Here is a 17068-nt window from a genome sequence, read left to right as displayed (position 1 = left end):
GAACACCCGCCGTACGCCCCCGCCCTGGCTGTCGCCTCATGCGCCCCGACTCTCCCGGCCGGGTGCGCGGCGAGGTCTCCCCGTGGCCCTGCCCGGCCGCCCGTGGGCCCCGCCGGGCCGGCTGTGGACCCGGCTGGTCCGGCCGTGGACGGCGGAGCACTCCACGAGCCCCGCCGAGCACCCGCAGTCACGCGGAGCCGGCGCCGCGGCGCGGACGGGGGAGGCCGCGTCGTCGGGACAACGGGAGCGGACGGGGGAAGCCGGGGAGACGGCGGCGTCGAGCTGGCCCGGTGGCGCGGGCCCCGGTTATCTGGCCGACGACGCCCCCGCCCCCGGCAACGTCCGGCTCCAGCTCAACGCCCTCCAGGCGCTGTGCCGCCAGGCCTTCGCCGTCCGCCTCGCCGCGATCGCGATCGGCGCCCCCTTCGCGATGGCCAACGCGACCGACGGCCTGTCCCGTTACACGGTCCTGGCCGCCGCCGTCCTCGGCGTCATGGGCTCGTACGCCATGCTCAGGGACTGGGACCGCTTCGGCCCCCGCCTCCTCGCGCACCCCACCCTGATGGCCGTGGACCTGACCTTCGGCGCGGTGCTGCTCCTGACGGCGTCCCCCGCGTCCCCCCTCGCGTACGCGACGGTCTGCACCCCGCTGCTGGCGGGCCTGCTGTACGGCTGGCGCGGCTCGGGCGTCTTCACGGGTCTGCAGCTGATCGTCCTGGTGACGGTGTACCGAGCCTGGCAGCACCATCCGGGAGCAGGCGCCAACACCTTCCTGATCGCGGGGTTCTGCGTCGGCGCGGGCATCATCGGCGTCACCCTGCGCAACCTGATGTTCCGCTTCGGCACGGCGAGCCAGGCACTGTCCGAGGCGAACTCCCGCCTGGCCGTCGCCGAGGCCGTCGAGTCGGAACGGGCGCGACTGGCACGCGAGATGCACGACTCGGTGGCGAAGACGCTGCACGGGCTCGCCCTGGCGGCGGAGGCGCTCGCCGCCTCGGCCTCGGCGGACGGCGCGGACCCGGGCACGCTGAGGCTTCAGGCGACGACGGTCGCGGGGGCGGCCCGCCGGGCGGCGGCGGAGTCGCGCGACCTGCTGTCGGACCTGCGCCGCCATACGAATCTCACCACCCGGGAATCGGACCTCCTGTCCGAACTCGCGCACCTGGTAGCGGCGTTCGAGGCGCGTACCCACCTCTCCACAGAACTCCACCACCGGGGGGAGCGCCCGGTCCTGCCCTGCGCGACCGCCCGCCACGTCCTGGCCATCGTGTCCGAGGCGCTGGAGAACGCGCACCGGCACGCGCACGCGAACGCGGTGACGGTGGAAGTTGAGGTGGACCCCCGCAAAGCCGAGTTCGCCGTACGGGTGCGGGACGACGGAGTGGGCCCCCCTCCCGGCGCCACCCTCGGCGACCTGACCAGAACCGGCCACTTCGGCCTGCTCGGCATGGCGGAACGCGCCGCGTCCCTGGGCGGCCGCATCGACCTGGACCGCACCGGGCAAGGAGGGGCGGAGGTCCATCTGGTCCTTCCCCTCGCTCCCACTCCTCCCCACACCCCCCAAGAGGAGGCCGCACATGCCTGACCAGGCACTTATCGGCCCGCCCCTCCGTGTACTGGTGGCCGACGACAACCCCGTCGTCCGGGCCGGACTGGCCGCGCTGCTCGGCGGCCAGCCGGACATCGAGGTCGTCGCCCAGGCCGTGAACGGCGAGGACGCCGTGACCGCGGCGACCGCCCATCCGCCGGACGTCGTCCTCCTCGACGTCCGCATGCCCGGCACGGACGGGCTCACCGCACTGCCCGACCTGGCCCGGCTCGCCCCCGTGATGATGCTGACGTACAGCCGCGAACCCGAGGTCGTGGCCGAGGCGTCACGCCGGGGCGCGGTCGGTTATCTCGTCCACGGCGAGTTCACGACGGCCGAACTGCTCACCGCGGTACGGGATGTGGGACGCCGTCCACGCGTCCTCCCGGATTCGCTCGGTGTTTCGTACGAACCGAACGAAATCTCTTCGCATCTGCAATCGTTTGTGGGACAGTCTTCAAGGGATCGCCCCGGCCAGGGAGCAAGGCTTCGCCAACGCGCGCCCGACCGGCTCGACTTCGACCTGAGTTCGAGGGAGGTGGAGGTGATGGACCTCATCGCCGCCGGCATGAACAACCGTCAGATCGCCGCCGCCTGCTTCATCAGTGAGAAGACCGTCAAGAACCACATCAACCGCATCTTCGCGAAACTGCACAGTTCCTCGCGCAGCGAGGCGATCGCGCACTGGCTGGGTACGGCGCGTGGGGGGTGGAGCCGATGACTCCGGGGCACGGAAGTTGGGCCCCTGGGCCCACTCGGAGTAGGCGGGTTCTCACGTACGGTGCCCGGGTTGGCTTTGGTGTCGCAGGAGAGGGCAGTGACGATGGGCAAGTTCGACAGCTGGAAGCGGACTGTCGTCTCTCGGATGCGGGGCGAGCGGCGGGACGCGGGGGCCGGGTTCGTGGAGTACGCGGGCCTGATGATCATCATTGCGGGGATCTTCACAATGATCGACGGGTTGGGTCTCGACGGTGCGATCTCGGGGGCGATCATGCGTGCGGTCACCAACGTCATCGGCGGCTGACCGTCCCATACCCGCTGGGTGATCGGGGTCAGACCCTCCCTATCTACATCTGGCTGACGGGGATCCTGCTCTTCGCCGCATTCGCCTTCTTTGCCTTCGCTCAAGCAGCGTCCGCCCGCAATGGAGCTCAATCCGCGGCGGACGCTGCCGCGTTGGCGGCGGCACAGGACGCACGCGACGAACTCATGGACAAGTTGGGGACTGCCGTCGGCCACGCCGACAACTGGCTGGACTGGCTCGACGGGATACAGGGTCCCGACGGATTGGGAGCCGACGCCGCGGCCCAGCAGTTGGCCGCCGAGAACGACTCGACGCTTCGAGGTCTGCAGGCTGTCGAGAGGAACGGCTATCCCGGGTATGAGGCCGACATCCAGACCAACTACACGGTCGGCAGGTCGATCATTCCCGGCACCGAGACCAAGCACGCGACCGCGCACGCCGTCGCCGTCATCCAGCCGCGCTGTGACTTCGACCCGGCCGCGGATCCCAAGAAGCCCGTCGAGCTGAACTGCGACGGCGAGACCGTCAACATCGACCCCGGAAATTTCGATCCGGTCGACCTTCCGGACGCGTCCGTGCTGTTCTCTGTGCATCTGGCCGAGTGAGAGGAAGCCGTACCGATGGACTTTCGGCACACCATGAAGGGCCGCAGGGCGCTGAGCGCGGTGGCGATCACGACTGGGCTGCTCCTCACGGTGGCCGGTTGTGGTGGGGGAGGTGACGATGCGTCCGACAAGGGTTCCTCGTCCTCGTCGACCCCTGCGAAGAGCAGCAGCGGCGGCAGCACGACGCAGCCGAAGGCGCCGCAGTCCGATCCACCGCTCGCCGAGGTCAAGGGCGAGAACGGTCTGGTGCTGACGGTCACCTCCGCGAAGCGCGACACGGGGGACTTCGTCACCGTTGAGGGGACCGTCACGAACAACACGGGCACCATTTGGGTGGCGGCCGAATGGCGCGGGGACGAAAGCGAGTTGGCGAGGAACGGCGGATCCATCGCCGGGGCCAGTCTGATTGACCAGAAAGGCAAGAAGAAGTACCTCATCCTTCGGGACACCTCGGGCCGCTGCCTGTGCACGCAGTTCACCGGCGGTGTTCGTGCGGGCGCGAGCGCCCAGTGGTTCGCTCAGTTCCCGGCACCCCCGGCAGGCGTCATCGACGTCGACTTCCAGGTCGGCGGCATGCCCCCCGCCTCCATCCAGATCTCCGAGGGCGAGTAGCCATGGCCCTCCAGCCCCGCTCCGCCGCGACGACGTTCACGGCCCTCGCCGTACTGGTCGCCCTCGGGCTCCCCGGCCCGGCGTACGCCGACGGCACCGACCCCAGCGCGCCCCCGGGCAGCGTGACCACCTCGCCGCCTCCTTCGGTGGACGCCACCAGCCCCGGCCTCAAACTCGCCGACGGCGCCACCCTCGCCCCCGCCAAGGTGCTGGACATCAAGTCGGTGGTGGAGGACCTCGGCGGGGAGGAGCGGCGTGAGGACACCAACTCGGACGTGACGTTCGCGCTGCAGGCCGAAGTCCTCTTCCCCAAGGACAGTTCGAAACTGAACCCGGACGCCCGCGCCCGCATCGACGCGATCGCGGACGAGATCAAGGCCCAGAAGGCGACGACGGTCAGGGTCTTCGGCTTCACCGACAACCTCGGCTCGTACGCCCACGGCCTGACCCTCTCCAAGAAGCGCGCGGAGATCGTCCACGACGAGCTGGCGGCGGCGCTCGGTTCGACGGACGTCACCTTCGAGGTGCGTGGCTACAGCGAGGACTACCCGATCGCGGACAACACCTCGGAGCAGGGCCGCCGGAAGAACCGCCGCGTAGAGGTGACCTTCCCGCGCGGCGCCTCGAGCGGCACCTCGTCGGGGACCCAGAGCTGAGAGCGTGCTGCCATGAGAAAGATCGTGCTCATGATGTCGGTGTCCCTCGACGGGTACATCGAAGGACCGCACCGCGAGATCGACTGGCACCGGGTCGACGCGGAACTGCACCGGCACTTCAACGAGGAGATCAGCCGCTTCGGCGCCCTGCTGGACGGCCGGGTGACGCACGAGCTGATGGCCGCCTACTGGCCGACCGCCGACCAGGACCCCGCGAGCACCCCCACCGAGGCCGAGTTCGCCGGGATCTGGCGGGACATTCCGAAGATCGTGTACTCACGGACGCTGGAGCGGGCCGACTGGAACACCACCGTGGTACGGGACGTCGTACCGGAGGAGGTCCGGGCGCTCAAGGAGCAGCCGGGCGGGGACCTGGGCCTGGGCGGCGCCGACCTCGCCGCCGCGTTCCTGCGGCACGACCTGGTCGACGAGTTCCGGATCTACGTCCATCCGGTGCTGATCGGCGCCGGCAAACCCCTGTTCCCACAGACGGACGCCCTGACCGCGCTCCGGCTCACGGAGACCCGCACCTTCGGCAACGGCGTCGTACTCCTGCGGTACGAGCGAGTGCCGGCGGGGCAAGTGTGAAGCATTGATGTGAGGTGTCCTTCGAGTGATCGACGTTCACGGCACCGTTGCTACGGTAAGGACGCGGTAAGGGGGACGGCCGCTCATGGGCCGTGACCGGCCACCGCGGTGCAGGGATCACGGGGATCACGGGGACAGCAGGGAACGCGGGAGGGTGCGGGTCGCATGGCCTGGGACGAGTGGGAGAAGCTGAAGGCCGACGCGGCCCGGCGGAGCACGACGCACATGCGGCTGAACCAACTGGCCGCCGACCCGGGCGGCGGTGGCGGCGCCGATCTCGTGGTCGACCAGGACGACCTGGGAGCCGTGGGCCACGAGGCGTTCATCCTCTACGGAGAGCTCCACAAGAAGACGGACATCGCGGGCGCCGGCGCCGACAAGGGGGGCGCGGGCTCGACGATGCAGTCCGCCGGCGTCCTGAAGTCCCACGGCTTCGAGATGGGCGGGGCCCTGGAGCTGACGGTCTCGGTGTGGACCTCCCAGGCCAAGTCGGTGCTCCAGGCGTGCGCGCACATCTCCAACCACCTCGACTTCAGCAAGAAGCTGCACGCGGAGCAGGACGCGGAGATCGCGGCCGTGCTCCAGGGCCGGGACGGCTCGGCCGAGTCGGTGTCGGAACTCGACAAGTACTTCAAGTAGGAGCGCCCGGATGGCACTCACGTTCACGGACCTCGTCGAGGTCGACCTGGGCAGGCTCGCCATCGCCGTCACCGACTGGAAGAACACCGTCGACGGTCTCAAGACCCAGGCCGAGAACGCCCGCAAGGGCATGCAGGCCAAGTCCGACGCCGCCCGCTGGGCCGGGGTGAACGCCACGGTGACCCGGGAGTTCGTGGTCAGGACGACCAAGGAGATAGCCGACCTCCACACCGAGGCCAACAGCATCTACCAGGTCCTCGACGACGCCCACACGGAACTCGCCGCCCTCCAGAAGCAGATCAGGACGGCGGTCCAGACGGACGCCCCCGCGCTCGGCATCCGCGTCGAGGACATCGGCGACGGCAAGGTCCGCTGTTTCTTCCCGCACATCCGGGGTGACACGGACGAACGGACGCAGGAACAGCTCGACGCCAGGCAGGAGTTGGAAGGCCGTGTCAACGGACTCCTCGCCCACGCTTCGGAGATCGACGCGTCGGTGGCCCGCGCCCTGCGCAAGAGCCACGGCGGCGATCCGCACAACGCCGGGCACAGCGCGTACGAGTCCCTGAACGACGCCCAGGTCGAGCGCGCGCTGGAACTCGCCCACAAGGGCGACAAGATGACCGACGAGGAGCTGGCCGAACTCAACCGGCTGATCCGCTACAACGGGCGCGAGAAGGACGGCGAGTTCGCCACCGGGTTCTACGAGGGACTCGGCGGGCCGGAGAAGACGCTGGAGTTCTACGCCGAGATGTCCATCGACGGGACCGGCGGGGACGCGACCAAGGTCCGGCTGGACGCCGTACGCGACCTCCAGCGGAACATGGGCTTCGCGCTGGCCGACGCGACCGATCCGGACACCGCGCACCACCTGCCGGGCAGCTGGGGCGCCGACTTCCGCCGCCTCGGCACCCAGGAGATCGGCTGGGAAAAGGGCCAGTGGAACAAGCCGTACGGATACCAGGTCCTGGGCGGACTCCTTCGCTACGGGAACTACGACGCCCGCTTCATCAACCCGATCGCGGAGCACATCACCCAGCTCCACAAGGAAGACCCGTACCGCTTCCTGAACAACAAGCAGATGGGCAGCGAGGACATCTACGGCTTCAACCCCTCCGGCAGGCTCGGCACCGGCAACGACCCGCTCAACAGCGTCCTGGAGGCGCTCGGCCACAGCCCGGAGGCCTCGGAGAAGTTCTTCACCGACACGCCCACCGCGTACAACGAGGACGGCACGGTCAAGACGGGCGGCAAGGTCGACTTCACGTCGTACCTGGACGTGTTCACCGACAAGGACTTCGAGTGGACCGTCGACACGAACGACACCAATATCCTCGCGGACGAGGACAAGACGAAGAAGGCGCTGGGCTACGGCCCCGAGGCCCTCGGCCACGCCCTTGAATCGGCGACGACGGGCCGCCCGTACGACAGCGACGACACCGCGGACGCGATCCGCCACACTCCCGAGCGGGCCGGACTCGTCAACGACATCGTGAACAAGTTCGGCGAGGACCCCGGACTGATCCGGCACAACGAGAACGGTGACATCGACGAGGAGAGCGGCCCGCTGTACGCCATGCGGGGAAGCCTCGGTGACATCACCGCCGAGTACATGGGGGACTTCCAGAGCGCGCTGGCCGGAGGCGGGGACCAGTTCACGACCTTCGGCGAACCGGCCCAGCTGACTTCGCTCACCGCGCATCGGTTCCTCGCGGAAGTCGGCCAGGACCCGGACGCCTACGCGTCCATCACCAGTGCACAGCAGGCCTACACGGCGGATGTCGTGAACGACGTGATCAACGGGGACAGCGACTCCTCGGTCTCGGACGCGGAGCGGCTGCGCAACGCCACGCGCGCGGGTGGAATCGTCGCGGGCGTCATGAGCGAATCGCGGGCCGACGCCGTACTCGACTACCACACGGCGTCGGACAAGGAGTTCAACGAAGCCGTGGCCGACAAGCAGAAGTGGGCGGACCGTCTCCTCGGTATGGGAGTCGACAAGGTCGCCGAACGCGTGCCGATTCTTGGCGCTCCACTTGAGTGGGCTTCCGAGGACATTCAGGAATCCATCATGAAGAGCATCGAGAAGGACTCCTCGGACCAGGCCGAAGGGGATGCGACGCGTACCTATCACGAAGGCCGCTCGGCGGTGATGGACTCGGCGAGGACCGCTGTCGGCGCGGCCACGCGCAACAGCGGCTTCAACGCCGACACCATCAACGACCTCAAGAACTCGGCGGCGAACGGCGCGGACGACGGCCACACCGCCGGCGCCACGATGGAAAGCGCGGGAGACGCATCGTGATCAGGAACAAGGCCGTCGGCGTGGTCGGCGCACTCGCCCTGCTGACACTTGTCGGGTGCTCCAGTGGCGACGACAAGGCCTACACGGTTCCCGACCAGCTCTGCGGTGTACCGGCGAAGCCGGAACTCACCGCGGAGTTGCTGCCAGGAGGGGACAAATTGAAGGTAGTCAAGTCGCAGGCGCCCGGCGCGGTGCCGCGCCCCTACTGCGCGGTGGTCGTCGATGGTGACATCGAGCTTACGATCGAGGGCCGCTGGCAACCCGCCGGAACCACCGCCGAACAGGCCGCGCAGGAAAACCACTCCTTCAACCTGCGCCCGGCCGACGGGGGACGCTTCGCACTCTGGGACGACAAGGCGTTCACGGTGCTCGACTGCAAGAACACCAAGTACAAGTCGGAGCGGTTCTCCATCCGTGCCGAACTGGTCCACGCCGACGGAGACATGAGCAAAGAGCTCCAACGCTTCCTCGGCCCGTTCTCCGAGTCCTACCGCAAGACTCTCCCCTGCGGGGCCTGAAACCAGTAGCCCGGCACCCCTGCCTTCCGATACGAGGAACCCATGACCACTATCGGCGCCGTCCTCCGCCCCCAGTTGCCCCCGGAACGTCTCCGAGACGTCGCCCGGCTCGCGGACGACGTGGGGCTGGAGGAGTTGTGGCTGTGGGAGGACTGTTTCCGTGAGGGCGGGATCTCGGCGGCCGCCGCCGCGCTCGCCTGGACGGAACGCCTGCGCGTCGGGGTCGGCCTGCTGCCCGTGCCCCTGCGCAACGTGGCGGTCGTCGCCATGGAGGCCGCCACCTTGCACCGGATGTTCCCGGGCCGTGCCGTGCTCGGCGTCGGGCACGGCGTACAGGAGTGGATGGGGCAGGTCGGAGTACGGCCCGAGTCGCCGCTGACCCTGCTGCGCGAGCACCTCGACGCCCTGCGCGCGCTGCTCCGGGGCGAGCGCCTCAGCACGCGCGGACGGTACGTCACCCTGGACGACGTCGCCCTCGACTGGCCCCCGGCCACCCCCGTGCCGGTACTCGCCGGCGCCACCGGACCGCGTACGCTCCGGCTCGCCGGGGAGGCCGCCGACGGCACCGTCCTCACCTCGTCGACCACGCCGGCCGGCGTACGGCGCGCACGCGGGCTCATCGACGAGGGGCGGGTGGCCGCCGGCCGCACCGACCCGCACCGGGTCGTCGTGTACCTCCTCACCGCCACCGGACCCGACGCCGACGCCCGGCTCAGGGCCGAGTTCGAGTCGGAGGGCCTCGGCTCGGTCCCGGACCTCGGAGTCGCGGGAGACGCGGGCGCCGTCGCCGCGGCCGTACGGCGGCTCGCGGACGCCGGGGCCGACGCGGTGATCCTCCAGCCCACGGGCGACGAACCCGATCCCGAGGGGTTCGTGCGGTTCGCGGCCGAGGAAGTGCGGGCGCTCGTCCCGTAGACCGGGCGTGCGACCGCCGGGCGCGCGACGGCCGGGCGGCGGGCCCGGCCGGCGGCGGGGGCGATGTCAGTGCCGGGTGCCAGACTCGCGGGCATGACAGAGGACAGCGTGCGGTTGCGGGACGTCGTGGCGTCCGACCTGGAGGCATTCCTCGCGTACGAGCACGAGCCCGAGGCCCTGCGGCGTTCGAGGTTCACACCACGGCCGCGGGACGCCTTCATGCGCCACTGGAAGGAGCGGATCCTCGGGGACGCGACCTGCCTGGTGCAGGCGGTCGTCGTGGACGACGAGGTGGCGGGCAGCGTCGTCGCCTGGTGGGAGGGCGACCGGCGCTTCATCGGCTACTGGCTGGGCCGCCCGTACTGGGCCCGTGGCATCGGCGGCAGAGCCCTCGGCCTCTTCCTCGGCGTCGAGGAGAACCGGCCCCTGTACGCCGATCCCTTCACCGGGAACACCGCCTCGGTCCGCCTGCTGGAGAAGCACGGCTTCCGGCACACCGGGACGGTGCGGCACGGCGAGGACGAACACGCCCTGCTGGTCCTGGAGAAGACCGGCGGGACCGCGGGGGAGGAGCCGCCCGAGCGCCGATGACCCCTCGTCCGCCGGGTCGGGAGCGCCGACGTCCGCCTCGGTCCGGCCGGTTGTCCCCCGCCCTCCCGTCGATCAGCTCCCGCACGATGTCCATGTGCCCCACGTGCCGGGCCGTCTCCTCGACCATGTGGATGAGGACCCGGCGCAGCGAGACCGTCGTGCCGTGCCACGACGTGCCCACGTAGTCGAGGGACAGTTCGGCGATCGTGCGGTCGGCAGCCGCGTAGGCACGGCCGTAGAACCCCACGACCCGCGCCGTCGTCTCCCCCTGCCCCGCGCGCATGTCCTCCTCGGCGGCCGTGCGGCGGAAATCGCCTCGCTTCCGCGGCCTGCCGTTGGCAGGATCCCCGGCATGAGCGTTCCTCGTACCTTCGAAGCCCTCGTCGCCGAGGCCGCGGCGGCGTCCGTCGAGGGCTGGGACTTCTCCTGGTTCGAGGGCCGCGCCACCGAACAGCGGCCCTCCTGGGGGTACGCGCGGGCGATGGGGGGAGCGGCTGGCGCGGGCCGCCGCCGCGCTGGACGTCCAGACCGGCGGCGGCGAAGTCCTCGCCTCCGCGCCGAAATTGCCCCCGGTCATGGTCGCCACCGAGGGCTGGCCCCCGAACGTGGCCAAGGCCACCACCCTGCTCCAGCCGCGTGGCGCCGTGGTCGTCGCCGCCTCCGAGGACGCGCCGCTGCCCTTCGCGGACGGAGCCTTCGACCTGGTCACCAGCCGGCACCCCGTCAGAACCCACTGGGCCGAGACCGCCCGTGTCCTGCGCCCCGGCGGCACGTACTTCTCCCAGCAGGTCGGTCCCGCGAGTGTTCTCGAACTGGTCGAGTACTTCCTCGGGCCGCAGCCTGAGGAGGCCAGGAACGCCCGGCACCCCGACCGGGCCCGCGCCGCCGCGGAGTCCGCCGGGCTCGACGTCGTCGGTCTGCGCGCGGAACGGCTGCGCGTCGAGTTCCTCGACATCGGAGCCGTCGTCCACTTCCTGCGCAAGGTGATCTGGATGGTCCCCGGCTTCACCGTCGACCGGTACCGGCCCCAACTCCGCTCCCTGCACGAACGGATCGGGACGGAGGGACCGTTCGTCGCCCACAGCACCCGCTTCCTGATCGAGGCGCGGAAGCCGCGGCCGTGAGAATCAGGGCGGCCGCCGTCGACGCGGCCGTCCGGAGGGGCGGCCCGGTGAGACCCTCCGCACCGCCCGATCCGAGGGCGACCGGGATGATCGGCACCTGCCGGAACCGATTGACCGAAAACGCCCCGATGCGGGCCGTCATGTGCGAGATGTTCCTCCGGATGGCGGACCGGCCCACGGGGTTTCCACATCGTTATCGAGGGCGCCTCGCCCTGGTTGATCGCCTCGCGTAGGTTCAGACCAAGGCGATTCGCGTGAGCAAAGCTGCGCGTGTGTGGCACCGCGCGGCGGAGGGGGCTGCGCGGTGCCGTGTCCGACGCGTGGTCAGCGGCCGTGCAGGGTGACCTGGGCTCCGCGCCGCAGACCCCACCGCTCCATCGCCCCGGCCTCCGCCTCCAGGACGTACCGGGAACGCGGACGGGGGAGCCCCAGCCGGCCCGGCCGCATCGTCCGCACCGCCAGGACCCTGAGTCTCCGGTCCAGGTACGCGACATCGATCGTGAACCGCATGCCCAGGGTGTGCACCGCACTCGCCGGACCGAGCAGCAACGCCCCCTCGACCCCGTCCCGTCCGAGCAGACCGCGACGCCGGGCCCGCGCCGATTCGGCGAGTTCCAGCGGCACGGGTTCGGACGTCCGTTCCGTGGTGAACATGACCATGGCTGTGAAGTTAGCGCCGCCGTCAAGCGGCCGACGCGGACGCGCGTCACCCTCCCGGAGTACGCACGGGCGAGAGGGTGCGAGGCCGCCAGGGGGCGCGGACCCCATGGATCCCCCTGATTCCCTGTGGATTCCTCCGAATACCGCGCGATTCCCTTTGAATCCGTTGTGATTCGGCCAAGATCACGGCCTGAATGAGGGGTTCCGCACTCACCGTGGCGTCGTCGGGCGGTTTCGGAGAGTAGTTGTGGCACGCCGATGCACGCAGCATCACTTACGAAGGGTTATGGTGGAAACCCCCCCTCGGGCCGGTCCGTCTCCCCCCCACGGACCGGCCCGTTTTTTTGTGCCCCGACACGGCGGCCCGCCGGGCCGGTGTCTGCGCCCCCGTGCGCCCCCTGACCTCGGGGGCACGAGGGCGGTGACTCACTGCCGTCCGGCCCAGATGTTCGTTCCCGGCGTCGACACCGCGAAGGTGTCGATCTCCTTCAGCTCCTCGTCCGTGAGCCTCGGACCGGCCAGCGCCGCCACGTTCTCCTCGAGCTGCGCGACGCTGGACGCGCCGATGAGGGCGGAGGTCATCCGCTCGTCGCGCAGCACCCAGGTGAGCGCGAGCTGGGCGAGGGACTGGCCGCGGCGCGCCGCGATGGCGTTCAGCCCCTTCAGCCGGCGCAGCACCTCGTCGCTCAGCAGCTGCGGGTCCAGCGACTTGCCCTGGGTGGCCCGCGAGCCCTCCGGGATGCCCTGGAGGTATTTGCCCGTCAGCAGGCCCTGCGCGAGCGGCACGAAGGAGATGCAGCCCATGCCGGCCGCCTCCAGCGTGTCGAGCAGGCCGTCGTCCTCGGTCCAGCGGTTGATCATCGAGTACGAGGGCTGGTGGATGAGCGGCCGTACACCCATTGAGGTGAGGATCCGGGCCGCCTCCGCGGTCTGCTCGCTGCTGTACGAGGAGACGCCGACGTACAGCGCCTTGCCCTGCTGGACGGCGGACGCGAGCGCGCCCATCGTCTCCTCCAGCGGGGTGTCCGGATCGAAGCGGTGCGAGTAGAAGATGTCGACGTGGTCGACGCCCATCCGCTGCAGCGAGGCGTCCAGGGAGGACAGCAGGTACTTGCGGGAGCCCCACTCGCCGTACGGGCCGGGGTGCATCAGGTACCCCGCCTTGGTGGAGATGACCAGCTCGTCCCGGTACGGCGCGAAGTCCTGCTTCAGGAGCTTGCCGAAGTTGAGCTCCGCCGAGCCGGGCGGCGGCCCGTAGTTGTTCGCCAGGTCGAAGTGCGTCACGCCGAGGTCGAAGGCGCGGCGCAGGATCGCGCGCTGCGAGTCGAGCGAGCGGTCGTCGCCGAAGTTGTGCCAGAGGCCGAGCGAGACGGCCGGCAGCTTGAGGCCGCTGCGTCCGGTGCGCCGGTATTCCATCGAGTCGTACCGCTCCGTCGAGGCGCGGTAAAGAGGCAGGTCGTTCATGGGTACGAACCTATGCCAGGGCGCCGGAACCCGTCGGGGGAGGTCCGCGGGAGGCCCGCGGAGGGCCCGGGGGTGGGCTTCGGCGGGACATGGCCGGGGGTAGGCTTCGCCCCCGGGGACCGCCATCGGGACAGGGGTTGCGCCGAGCGAGGCCGCTCGGGCGCGCCGGACCGATCCGCACGGAGGGGCTGACAACACGTGAACCTGCGGGACAACCTGCGCCGTCTGCTGCTCAGGTTCTATACACGCAGGGTGGAGGGCCACCTCGACCACGACCAGGTGCCCAAGCACATCGGGGTCATCATGGACGGCAACCGGCGCTGGGCGAAGGCGGCCGGCAACACCGCCGCCCAGGGCCACCGGGCCGGAGCCGACAAGATCGAGGAGTTCCTCGGCTGGTGCTCCGAGACGGACGTCGAGGTCGTCACGCTCTGGCTGCTGTCGACCGACAACTTCGACCGCCCCGAGGACGAGCTCGTCCCGCTGCTGGGCATCATCGAGGGCGTCGTGCGCACCCTGGCCACCGACGGCCGCTGGCGCGTGCACCACGTCGGCACGCCCGACCTGCTGCCCTCCCCGATGCAGACGGCCCTCAAGGAGGCCGAGGAGGCCACCGCGCACGTCGACGGGATACTGGTCAACGTCGCCATCGGCTACGGCGGCCGCCAGGAGATCGCCGACGCGGTCCGCTCGATGCTCCTGGACGCCGCGGACAAGGGCGCCTCGCTCGCCGACGTCGCCGACTCCGTCGACATCGACCTCATCGGCAAGCACCTGTACACGAGTGCCCAGCCCGATCCGGACCTGGTGATCCGCACCAGCGGCGAACAGCGCCTGTCCGGGTTCATGCTCTGGCAGACCGCCCATTCGGAGTACTACTTCTGCGAAGTCTTCTGGCCCGCCTTCCGCAAGGTCGATTTCCTGCGCGCCCTGCGTGACTACGCGGCGCGACACCGCCGCTACGGCGGCTGACCCACGGGGTGACCCGGGACGCCGCGAGGGACATACGTCATCCGGAGTTAACGAACGCGTGGTCACATGCTCTTGCATGGCCATGCGCGTTCGAGGGCATAAGCCATGCAGGTCGACGCCCGAACCACGGGTGTCGTATCTCAGCGGACGGCACGGGGCCGTCCGCCCGGGAGGCCCTTTGCACCAGCCCGACCGTGCGGTCACAGCACGGACGAAGCGGAGGGCCGGTCCCCGGCCCGCGCAGCGTGGCCGTCGACCGGTCCAGATCTCCTTCGTCGCTCCCCGACCTCATCCGAGGGGGTACGTCCTTCCGTGGTGACCAGCACAAAGCGCCGTATGCCAGACCGGCGCACCTATGTTCTCGACACCAGCGTCCTGCTGGCCGATCCCAATGCCCTGAGCCGCTTCGACGAGCACGAGGTAGTGCTGCCGATCGTCGTGGTCACGGAGCTGGAGGCCAAGAGGCACCATCCCGAGCTCGGCTACTTCGCCCGGCAGGCACTCCGCCTGCTCGACGAGTTCCGGGTGCGGTTCGGCCGCCTCGACGCCCCCATTCCGATCGGGGAACTGGGCGGGACCGTACGTGTCGAGCTCAACCACTCGGACCCCAGCGTCCTGCCCAGCGGGTACCGCCTGGGGGACAACGACTCCCGCATCCTCGCGGTCGCCCGCAACCTGCAGGCCGAGGGGTACGACGTCACTGTCGTATCGAAGGATCTGCCGCTCAGGATCAAGGCCTCGTCCGTCGGTCTCCTCGCCGAGGAGTACCGCGCGGAACTCGCCATCACGGGCTCCTCCGGCTGGACCGGAATGTCCGAACTGACCCTGTCGGGCGAACAGGTGGACCTCCTCTTCGAGGAGGGACACGTCTACGTCCCCGAGGCGTCCGACCTTCCGGTGCACACCGGCCTGACGATCCAGTCGGAGCGTGGCAAGGCCCTCGGCCGCGTCACGTCCGAGGGCAACGTCCGCCTGGTGCGCGGCGATCGGGAGGCCTTCGGCATCAAGGGCCGCAGCGCCGAGCAGCGCATCGCGCTCGATCTGCTGCTCGATCCGGACATCGGGATCCTGTCGATGGGAGGCCGGGCCGGCACCGGCAAGTCCGCGCTCGCGCTCTGCGCGGGCCTGGAGGCCGTCCTGGAGCGGCGCCAGCACCAGAAGGTGATGGTCTTCCGGCCGCTGTACGCGGTGGGCGGGCAGGAGCTGGGCTATCTGCCCGGTTCCGAGTCCGAGAAGATGAGCCCCTGGGCGCAGGCGGTGTTCGACACGCTGTCGGCGGTCACCTCGCGGGAGGTCATCGAGGAGGTCACCGCGCGCGGCATGCTGGAGGTCCTGCCGCTCACGCACATCCGCGGCCGCTCGCTGCACGACGCCTTCGTGATCGTGGACGAGGCACAGTCGCTGGAACGGAACGTGCTGCTGACCGTTCTGTCCCGGATCGGCGCCAATTCGCGGGTGGTTCTCACCCATGACGTGGCGCAACGGGACAACCTGCGTGTCGGCCGGTACGACGGAGTGGTCGCCGTCGTCGAGAAGTTGAAGGGCCACCCGCTCTTCGCGCACGTGACACTGAACCGCTCCGAGCGGTCGCAGATCGCGGCGCTCGTGACCGAAATGCTGGAGGACGGACAGATCTGACCGCACCTGGCACCGCCTGTTCACTTCTGACCGTACTTGGTCAAAGGATGGCGGGTACACGGTAGTTGGCGCCGTCCGGCAGAAGGCGAAAAGCCTAGCCGGGCGGCGCCTTCGTGCGCGGTTGTTTCCGGAAAACCGCTGGGGCAAACGGGGTGTGAGCTTTCACACGCAACTGGGAATTGCCTCGACGCGTCGGGTTACGGCAGAGTCTCAGTCCTGTCAGGCCCCGCATACGACACACCTGTACCCCCAGCGGTACGGAATCACAGGAACCTCAGAACTCCATAGAGCCGTCGTATGCCGCCCGCGCACCATGCGGCGCTCCCCGAGGGGGAGTTGCCCACCGGGCCCGTGCCTCCCGTGACCATGCAGTGCGGAGGCCAGTGTCAGGGGCAAGATTGCGTCCGCGAGGGTCACCTAAGCGGGCGATGCTGGAAGGAAACCGTGTGAGCCGGATTTCGGTCCGGGGATTCGCAGTGGCTTCGGCCACCGCGGTCACCGCCGTCGGTGCCGTTACCGGTGTTGCCTCGGGCAGCACTGGACAGCCGTCGAACGACGCCGAGGCAACGGCGAGCGACTCGACCCTCCTCGCGGACATACCTGCGGGCCAGCAGGCCCAGGTGCAGACCGCGTCCCTGACGCAGCAGGCCGACGCACAGGCCATCGCCGCGGACGCGAGCGCCAAGAAGGACGCGGAAGAATCCGCCCGTCTGCAGGCGGCCAAGGACGCGGTCGCCAAGCAGAAGGCTGCCGAAAAGGCCGAGAAGGAAGCCAAGGAGCGCGAAGCGGCGAAGAAGGCGGCCAGCCGGTCCGCGCTGCGTGACGCCTCCACCTTCTCCGTTCAGGCCTCGTACACCACCGCGCAGATCCAGGCGATGGCGTCCTCGATGGTCCCGAGCGGGCAGTTCCAGTGCTTCAGCAACATCGTGGACCACGAGTCCAGCTGGAACTACCGGGCGGTCAACGCCTCTTCCGGTGCCTACGGTCTCTTCCAGGCCCTGCCCGGCTCCAAGATGTCGACCGTCGGTTCCGACTGGCAGACGAACCCGGCCACCCAGATCAAGTGGGGCCTCAACTACATGGACAGCCGCTACGGCAGCCCGTGCGAGGCCTGGTCGTTCTGGCAGGCCAACCACTGGTACTGAGCCCCACGCCGCACCCCGGCCGCT

General features: G+C 69.8%; 17 protein-coding genes and 2 pseudogenes. 16 read left to right on the top strand and 3 right to left on the bottom strand.

Annotation, left to right across the window (positions count from 1 at the left end; all coding sequences use genetic code 11):
- Positions 1-82 precede the first annotated feature (82 nt).
- From ACFVTC_RS14940 to ACFVTC_RS14885, 12 genes are all read left to right on the top strand, one after another.
- On the top strand, positions 83-1585 hold the full coding sequence (locus ACFVTC_RS14940) for a sensor histidine kinase (protein WP_390126973.1): 1503 nt from the start codon (positions 83-85) through the stop codon (positions 1583-1585).
- Positions 1578-2309: a response regulator gene (locus ACFVTC_RS14935; RefSeq protein WP_390126972.1), complete on the top strand. Its 732-nt coding sequence runs from the start codon at positions 1578-1580 to the stop codon at positions 2307-2309. Before ACFVTC_RS14940 ends, ACFVTC_RS14935 begins: the two co-directional genes overlap by 8 nt.
- A 102-nt stretch (positions 2310-2411) precedes the next feature.
- Positions 2412-2612: a hypothetical protein gene (locus tag ACFVTC_RS14930; protein ID WP_153288866.1), complete on the top strand. Its 201-nt coding sequence runs from the start codon at positions 2412-2414 to the stop codon at positions 2610-2612.
- Entirely contained in the window at positions 2609-3217 is a 609-nt protein-coding gene (locus ACFVTC_RS14925) for a pilus assembly protein TadG-related protein (protein WP_390127061.1), read from the top strand. Before ACFVTC_RS14930 ends, ACFVTC_RS14925 begins: the two co-directional genes overlap by 4 nt.
- A gap of 15 nt (positions 3218-3232) precedes the next feature.
- Positions 3233-3829 (top strand): hypothetical protein, encoded by a 597-nt coding sequence (locus tag ACFVTC_RS14920; RefSeq protein ID WP_390126971.1) that lies wholly within the window; start codon positions 3233-3235, stop codon positions 3827-3829.
- A gap of 2 nt (positions 3830-3831) precedes the next feature.
- Positions 3832-4485: an OmpA family protein gene (locus ACFVTC_RS14915; protein ID WP_390126970.1), complete on the top strand. Its 654-nt coding sequence runs from the start codon at positions 3832-3834 to the stop codon at positions 4483-4485.
- 12 nt (positions 4486-4497) lie between these two features.
- Positions 4498-5073, top strand: a complete 576-nt coding sequence (locus ACFVTC_RS14910) for a dihydrofolate reductase family protein (RefSeq protein ID WP_390126969.1) — start codon at positions 4498-4500, stop codon at positions 5071-5073.
- A 165-nt stretch (positions 5074-5238) separates the two neighbouring features.
- Positions 5239-5712 carry a hypothetical protein gene (locus tag ACFVTC_RS14905; protein ID WP_390126968.1) on the top strand — a complete coding sequence of 158 codons (474 nt, stop codon included), beginning with the start codon at positions 5239-5241 and terminating at the stop codon, positions 5710-5712.
- Positions 5713-5722: 10 nt separating this feature from the next.
- Positions 5723-8017 (top strand): hypothetical protein, encoded by a 2295-nt coding sequence (locus tag ACFVTC_RS14900; protein WP_390126967.1) that lies wholly within the window; start codon positions 5723-5725, stop codon positions 8015-8017.
- Positions 8014-8535: a hypothetical protein gene (locus ACFVTC_RS14895; protein WP_390126966.1), complete on the top strand. Its 522-nt coding sequence runs from the start codon at positions 8014-8016 to the stop codon at positions 8533-8535. The genes ACFVTC_RS14900 and ACFVTC_RS14895 overlap by 4 nt, the downstream gene beginning before the upstream one ends.
- 42 nt (positions 8536-8577) lie before the next feature.
- The gene (locus ACFVTC_RS14890) at positions 8578-9450 is read left to right on the top strand and encodes an LLM class flavin-dependent oxidoreductase (RefSeq protein ID WP_390126964.1); all 873 of its coding nucleotides are present in this window, start codon (positions 8578-8580) and stop codon (positions 9448-9450) included.
- A gap of 93 nt (positions 9451-9543) precedes the next feature.
- Entirely contained in the window at positions 9544-10041 is a 498-nt protein-coding gene (locus ACFVTC_RS14885; RefSeq protein WP_390126963.1) for a GNAT family N-acetyltransferase, read from the top strand.
- Between the two features lie 76 nt (positions 10042-10117).
- Here ACFVTC_RS14885 and ACFVTC_RS14880 read toward each other — a convergent pair.
- Positions 10118-10495: pseudogene (locus ACFVTC_RS14880) on the bottom strand (DUF664 domain-containing protein); the annotation flags it as partial.
- Between ACFVTC_RS14880 and ACFVTC_RS14875 the strand changes: the two are divergent.
- Positions 10394-11165: pseudogene (locus tag ACFVTC_RS14875) on the top strand (class I SAM-dependent methyltransferase). The pseudogenes ACFVTC_RS14880 and ACFVTC_RS14875 sit on opposite strands and share 102 nt — an antisense overlap.
- A 324-nt stretch (positions 11166-11489) precedes the next feature.
- Here ACFVTC_RS14875 and ACFVTC_RS14870 read toward each other — a convergent pair.
- Both ACFVTC_RS14870 and mgrA read right to left on the bottom strand, forming a co-directional pair.
- Positions 11490-11825: a DUF192 domain-containing protein gene (locus ACFVTC_RS14870; protein WP_390126962.1), complete on the bottom strand. Its 336-nt coding sequence runs from the start codon at positions 11823-11825 to the stop codon at positions 11490-11492.
- Between the two features lie 426 nt (positions 11826-12251).
- A complete protein-coding gene (gene mgrA, locus ACFVTC_RS14865) occupies positions 12252-13289 on the bottom strand; it encodes an L-glyceraldehyde 3-phosphate reductase (RefSeq protein ID WP_390126961.1) in 1038 nt (345 codons plus the stop codon).
- 198 nt (positions 13290-13487) lie between these two features.
- Here mgrA and ACFVTC_RS14860 point away from each other — a divergent pair, with 198 nt between their 5' ends.
- From ACFVTC_RS14860 to ACFVTC_RS14850, 3 genes are all read left to right on the top strand, one after another.
- The gene (locus tag ACFVTC_RS14860) at positions 13488-14261 is read left to right on the top strand and encodes an isoprenyl transferase (RefSeq protein WP_168530005.1); all 774 of its coding nucleotides are present in this window, start codon (positions 13488-13490) and stop codon (positions 14259-14261) included.
- A 312-nt stretch (positions 14262-14573) separates the two neighbouring features.
- Positions 14574-15899, top strand: coding sequence for a PhoH family protein (locus ACFVTC_RS14855; RefSeq protein WP_168530006.1), 1326 nt, complete (start codon positions 14574-14576; stop codon positions 15897-15899).
- Positions 15900-16327: 428 nt separating this feature from the next.
- A complete protein-coding gene (locus ACFVTC_RS14850) occupies positions 16328-17044 on the top strand; it encodes a transglycosylase SLT domain-containing protein (protein ID WP_390126960.1) in 717 nt (238 codons plus the stop codon).
- Positions 17045-17068: the final 24 nt, after the last annotated feature.

This window comes from Streptomyces sp. NPDC057950, assembly GCF_042887295.1.
GTDB lineage: Bacteria > Actinomycetota > Actinomycetes > Streptomycetales > Streptomycetaceae > Streptomyces > Streptomyces kaempferi.
Note: the sequence above shows the minus strand (reverse complement) of the source record. Positions and strands in the feature narration are given on the sequence as shown.

Coding starts and splice junctions, on each gene's coding strand:
- ACFVTC_RS14885 (WP_390126963.1), top strand. CDS start 9,544: ATGACAGAGGACAGCGTGCGGTTGCGGGACGTCGTGGCGTCCGACCTG.
- ACFVTC_RS14920 (WP_390126971.1), top strand. CDS start 3,233: ATGGACTTTCGGCACACCATGAAGGGCCGCAGGGCGCTGAGCGCGGTG.
- ACFVTC_RS14900 (WP_390126967.1), top strand. CDS start 5,723: ATGGCACTCACGTTCACGGACCTCGTCGAGGTCGACCTGGGCAGGCTC.
- ACFVTC_RS14890 (WP_390126964.1), top strand. CDS start 8,578: ATGACCACTATCGGCGCCGTCCTCCGCCCCCAGTTGCCCCCGGAACGT.
- ACFVTC_RS14935 (WP_390126972.1), top strand. CDS start 1,578: ATGCCTGACCAGGCACTTATCGGCCCGCCCCTCCGTGTACTGGTGGCC.
- ACFVTC_RS14905 (WP_390126968.1), top strand. CDS start 5,239: ATGGCCTGGGACGAGTGGGAGAAGCTGAAGGCCGACGCGGCCCGGCGG.
- ACFVTC_RS14850 (WP_390126960.1), top strand. CDS start 16,328: ATGCTGGAAGGAAACCGTGTGAGCCGGATTTCGGTCCGGGGATTCGCA.
- ACFVTC_RS14915 (WP_390126970.1), top strand. CDS start 3,832: ATGGCCCTCCAGCCCCGCTCCGCCGCGACGACGTTCACGGCCCTCGCC.
- ACFVTC_RS14870 (WP_390126962.1), bottom strand. CDS start 11,825: ATGGTCATGTTCACCACGGAACGGACGTCCGAACCCGTGCCGCTGGAA.
- ACFVTC_RS14930 (WP_153288866.1), top strand. CDS start 2,412: ATGGGCAAGTTCGACAGCTGGAAGCGGACTGTCGTCTCTCGGATGCGG.
- mgrA (WP_390126961.1), bottom strand. CDS start 13,289: ATGAACGACCTGCCTCTTTACCGCGCCTCGACGGAGCGGTACGACTCG.
- ACFVTC_RS14910 (WP_390126969.1), top strand. CDS start 4,498: ATGAGAAAGATCGTGCTCATGATGTCGGTGTCCCTCGACGGGTACATC.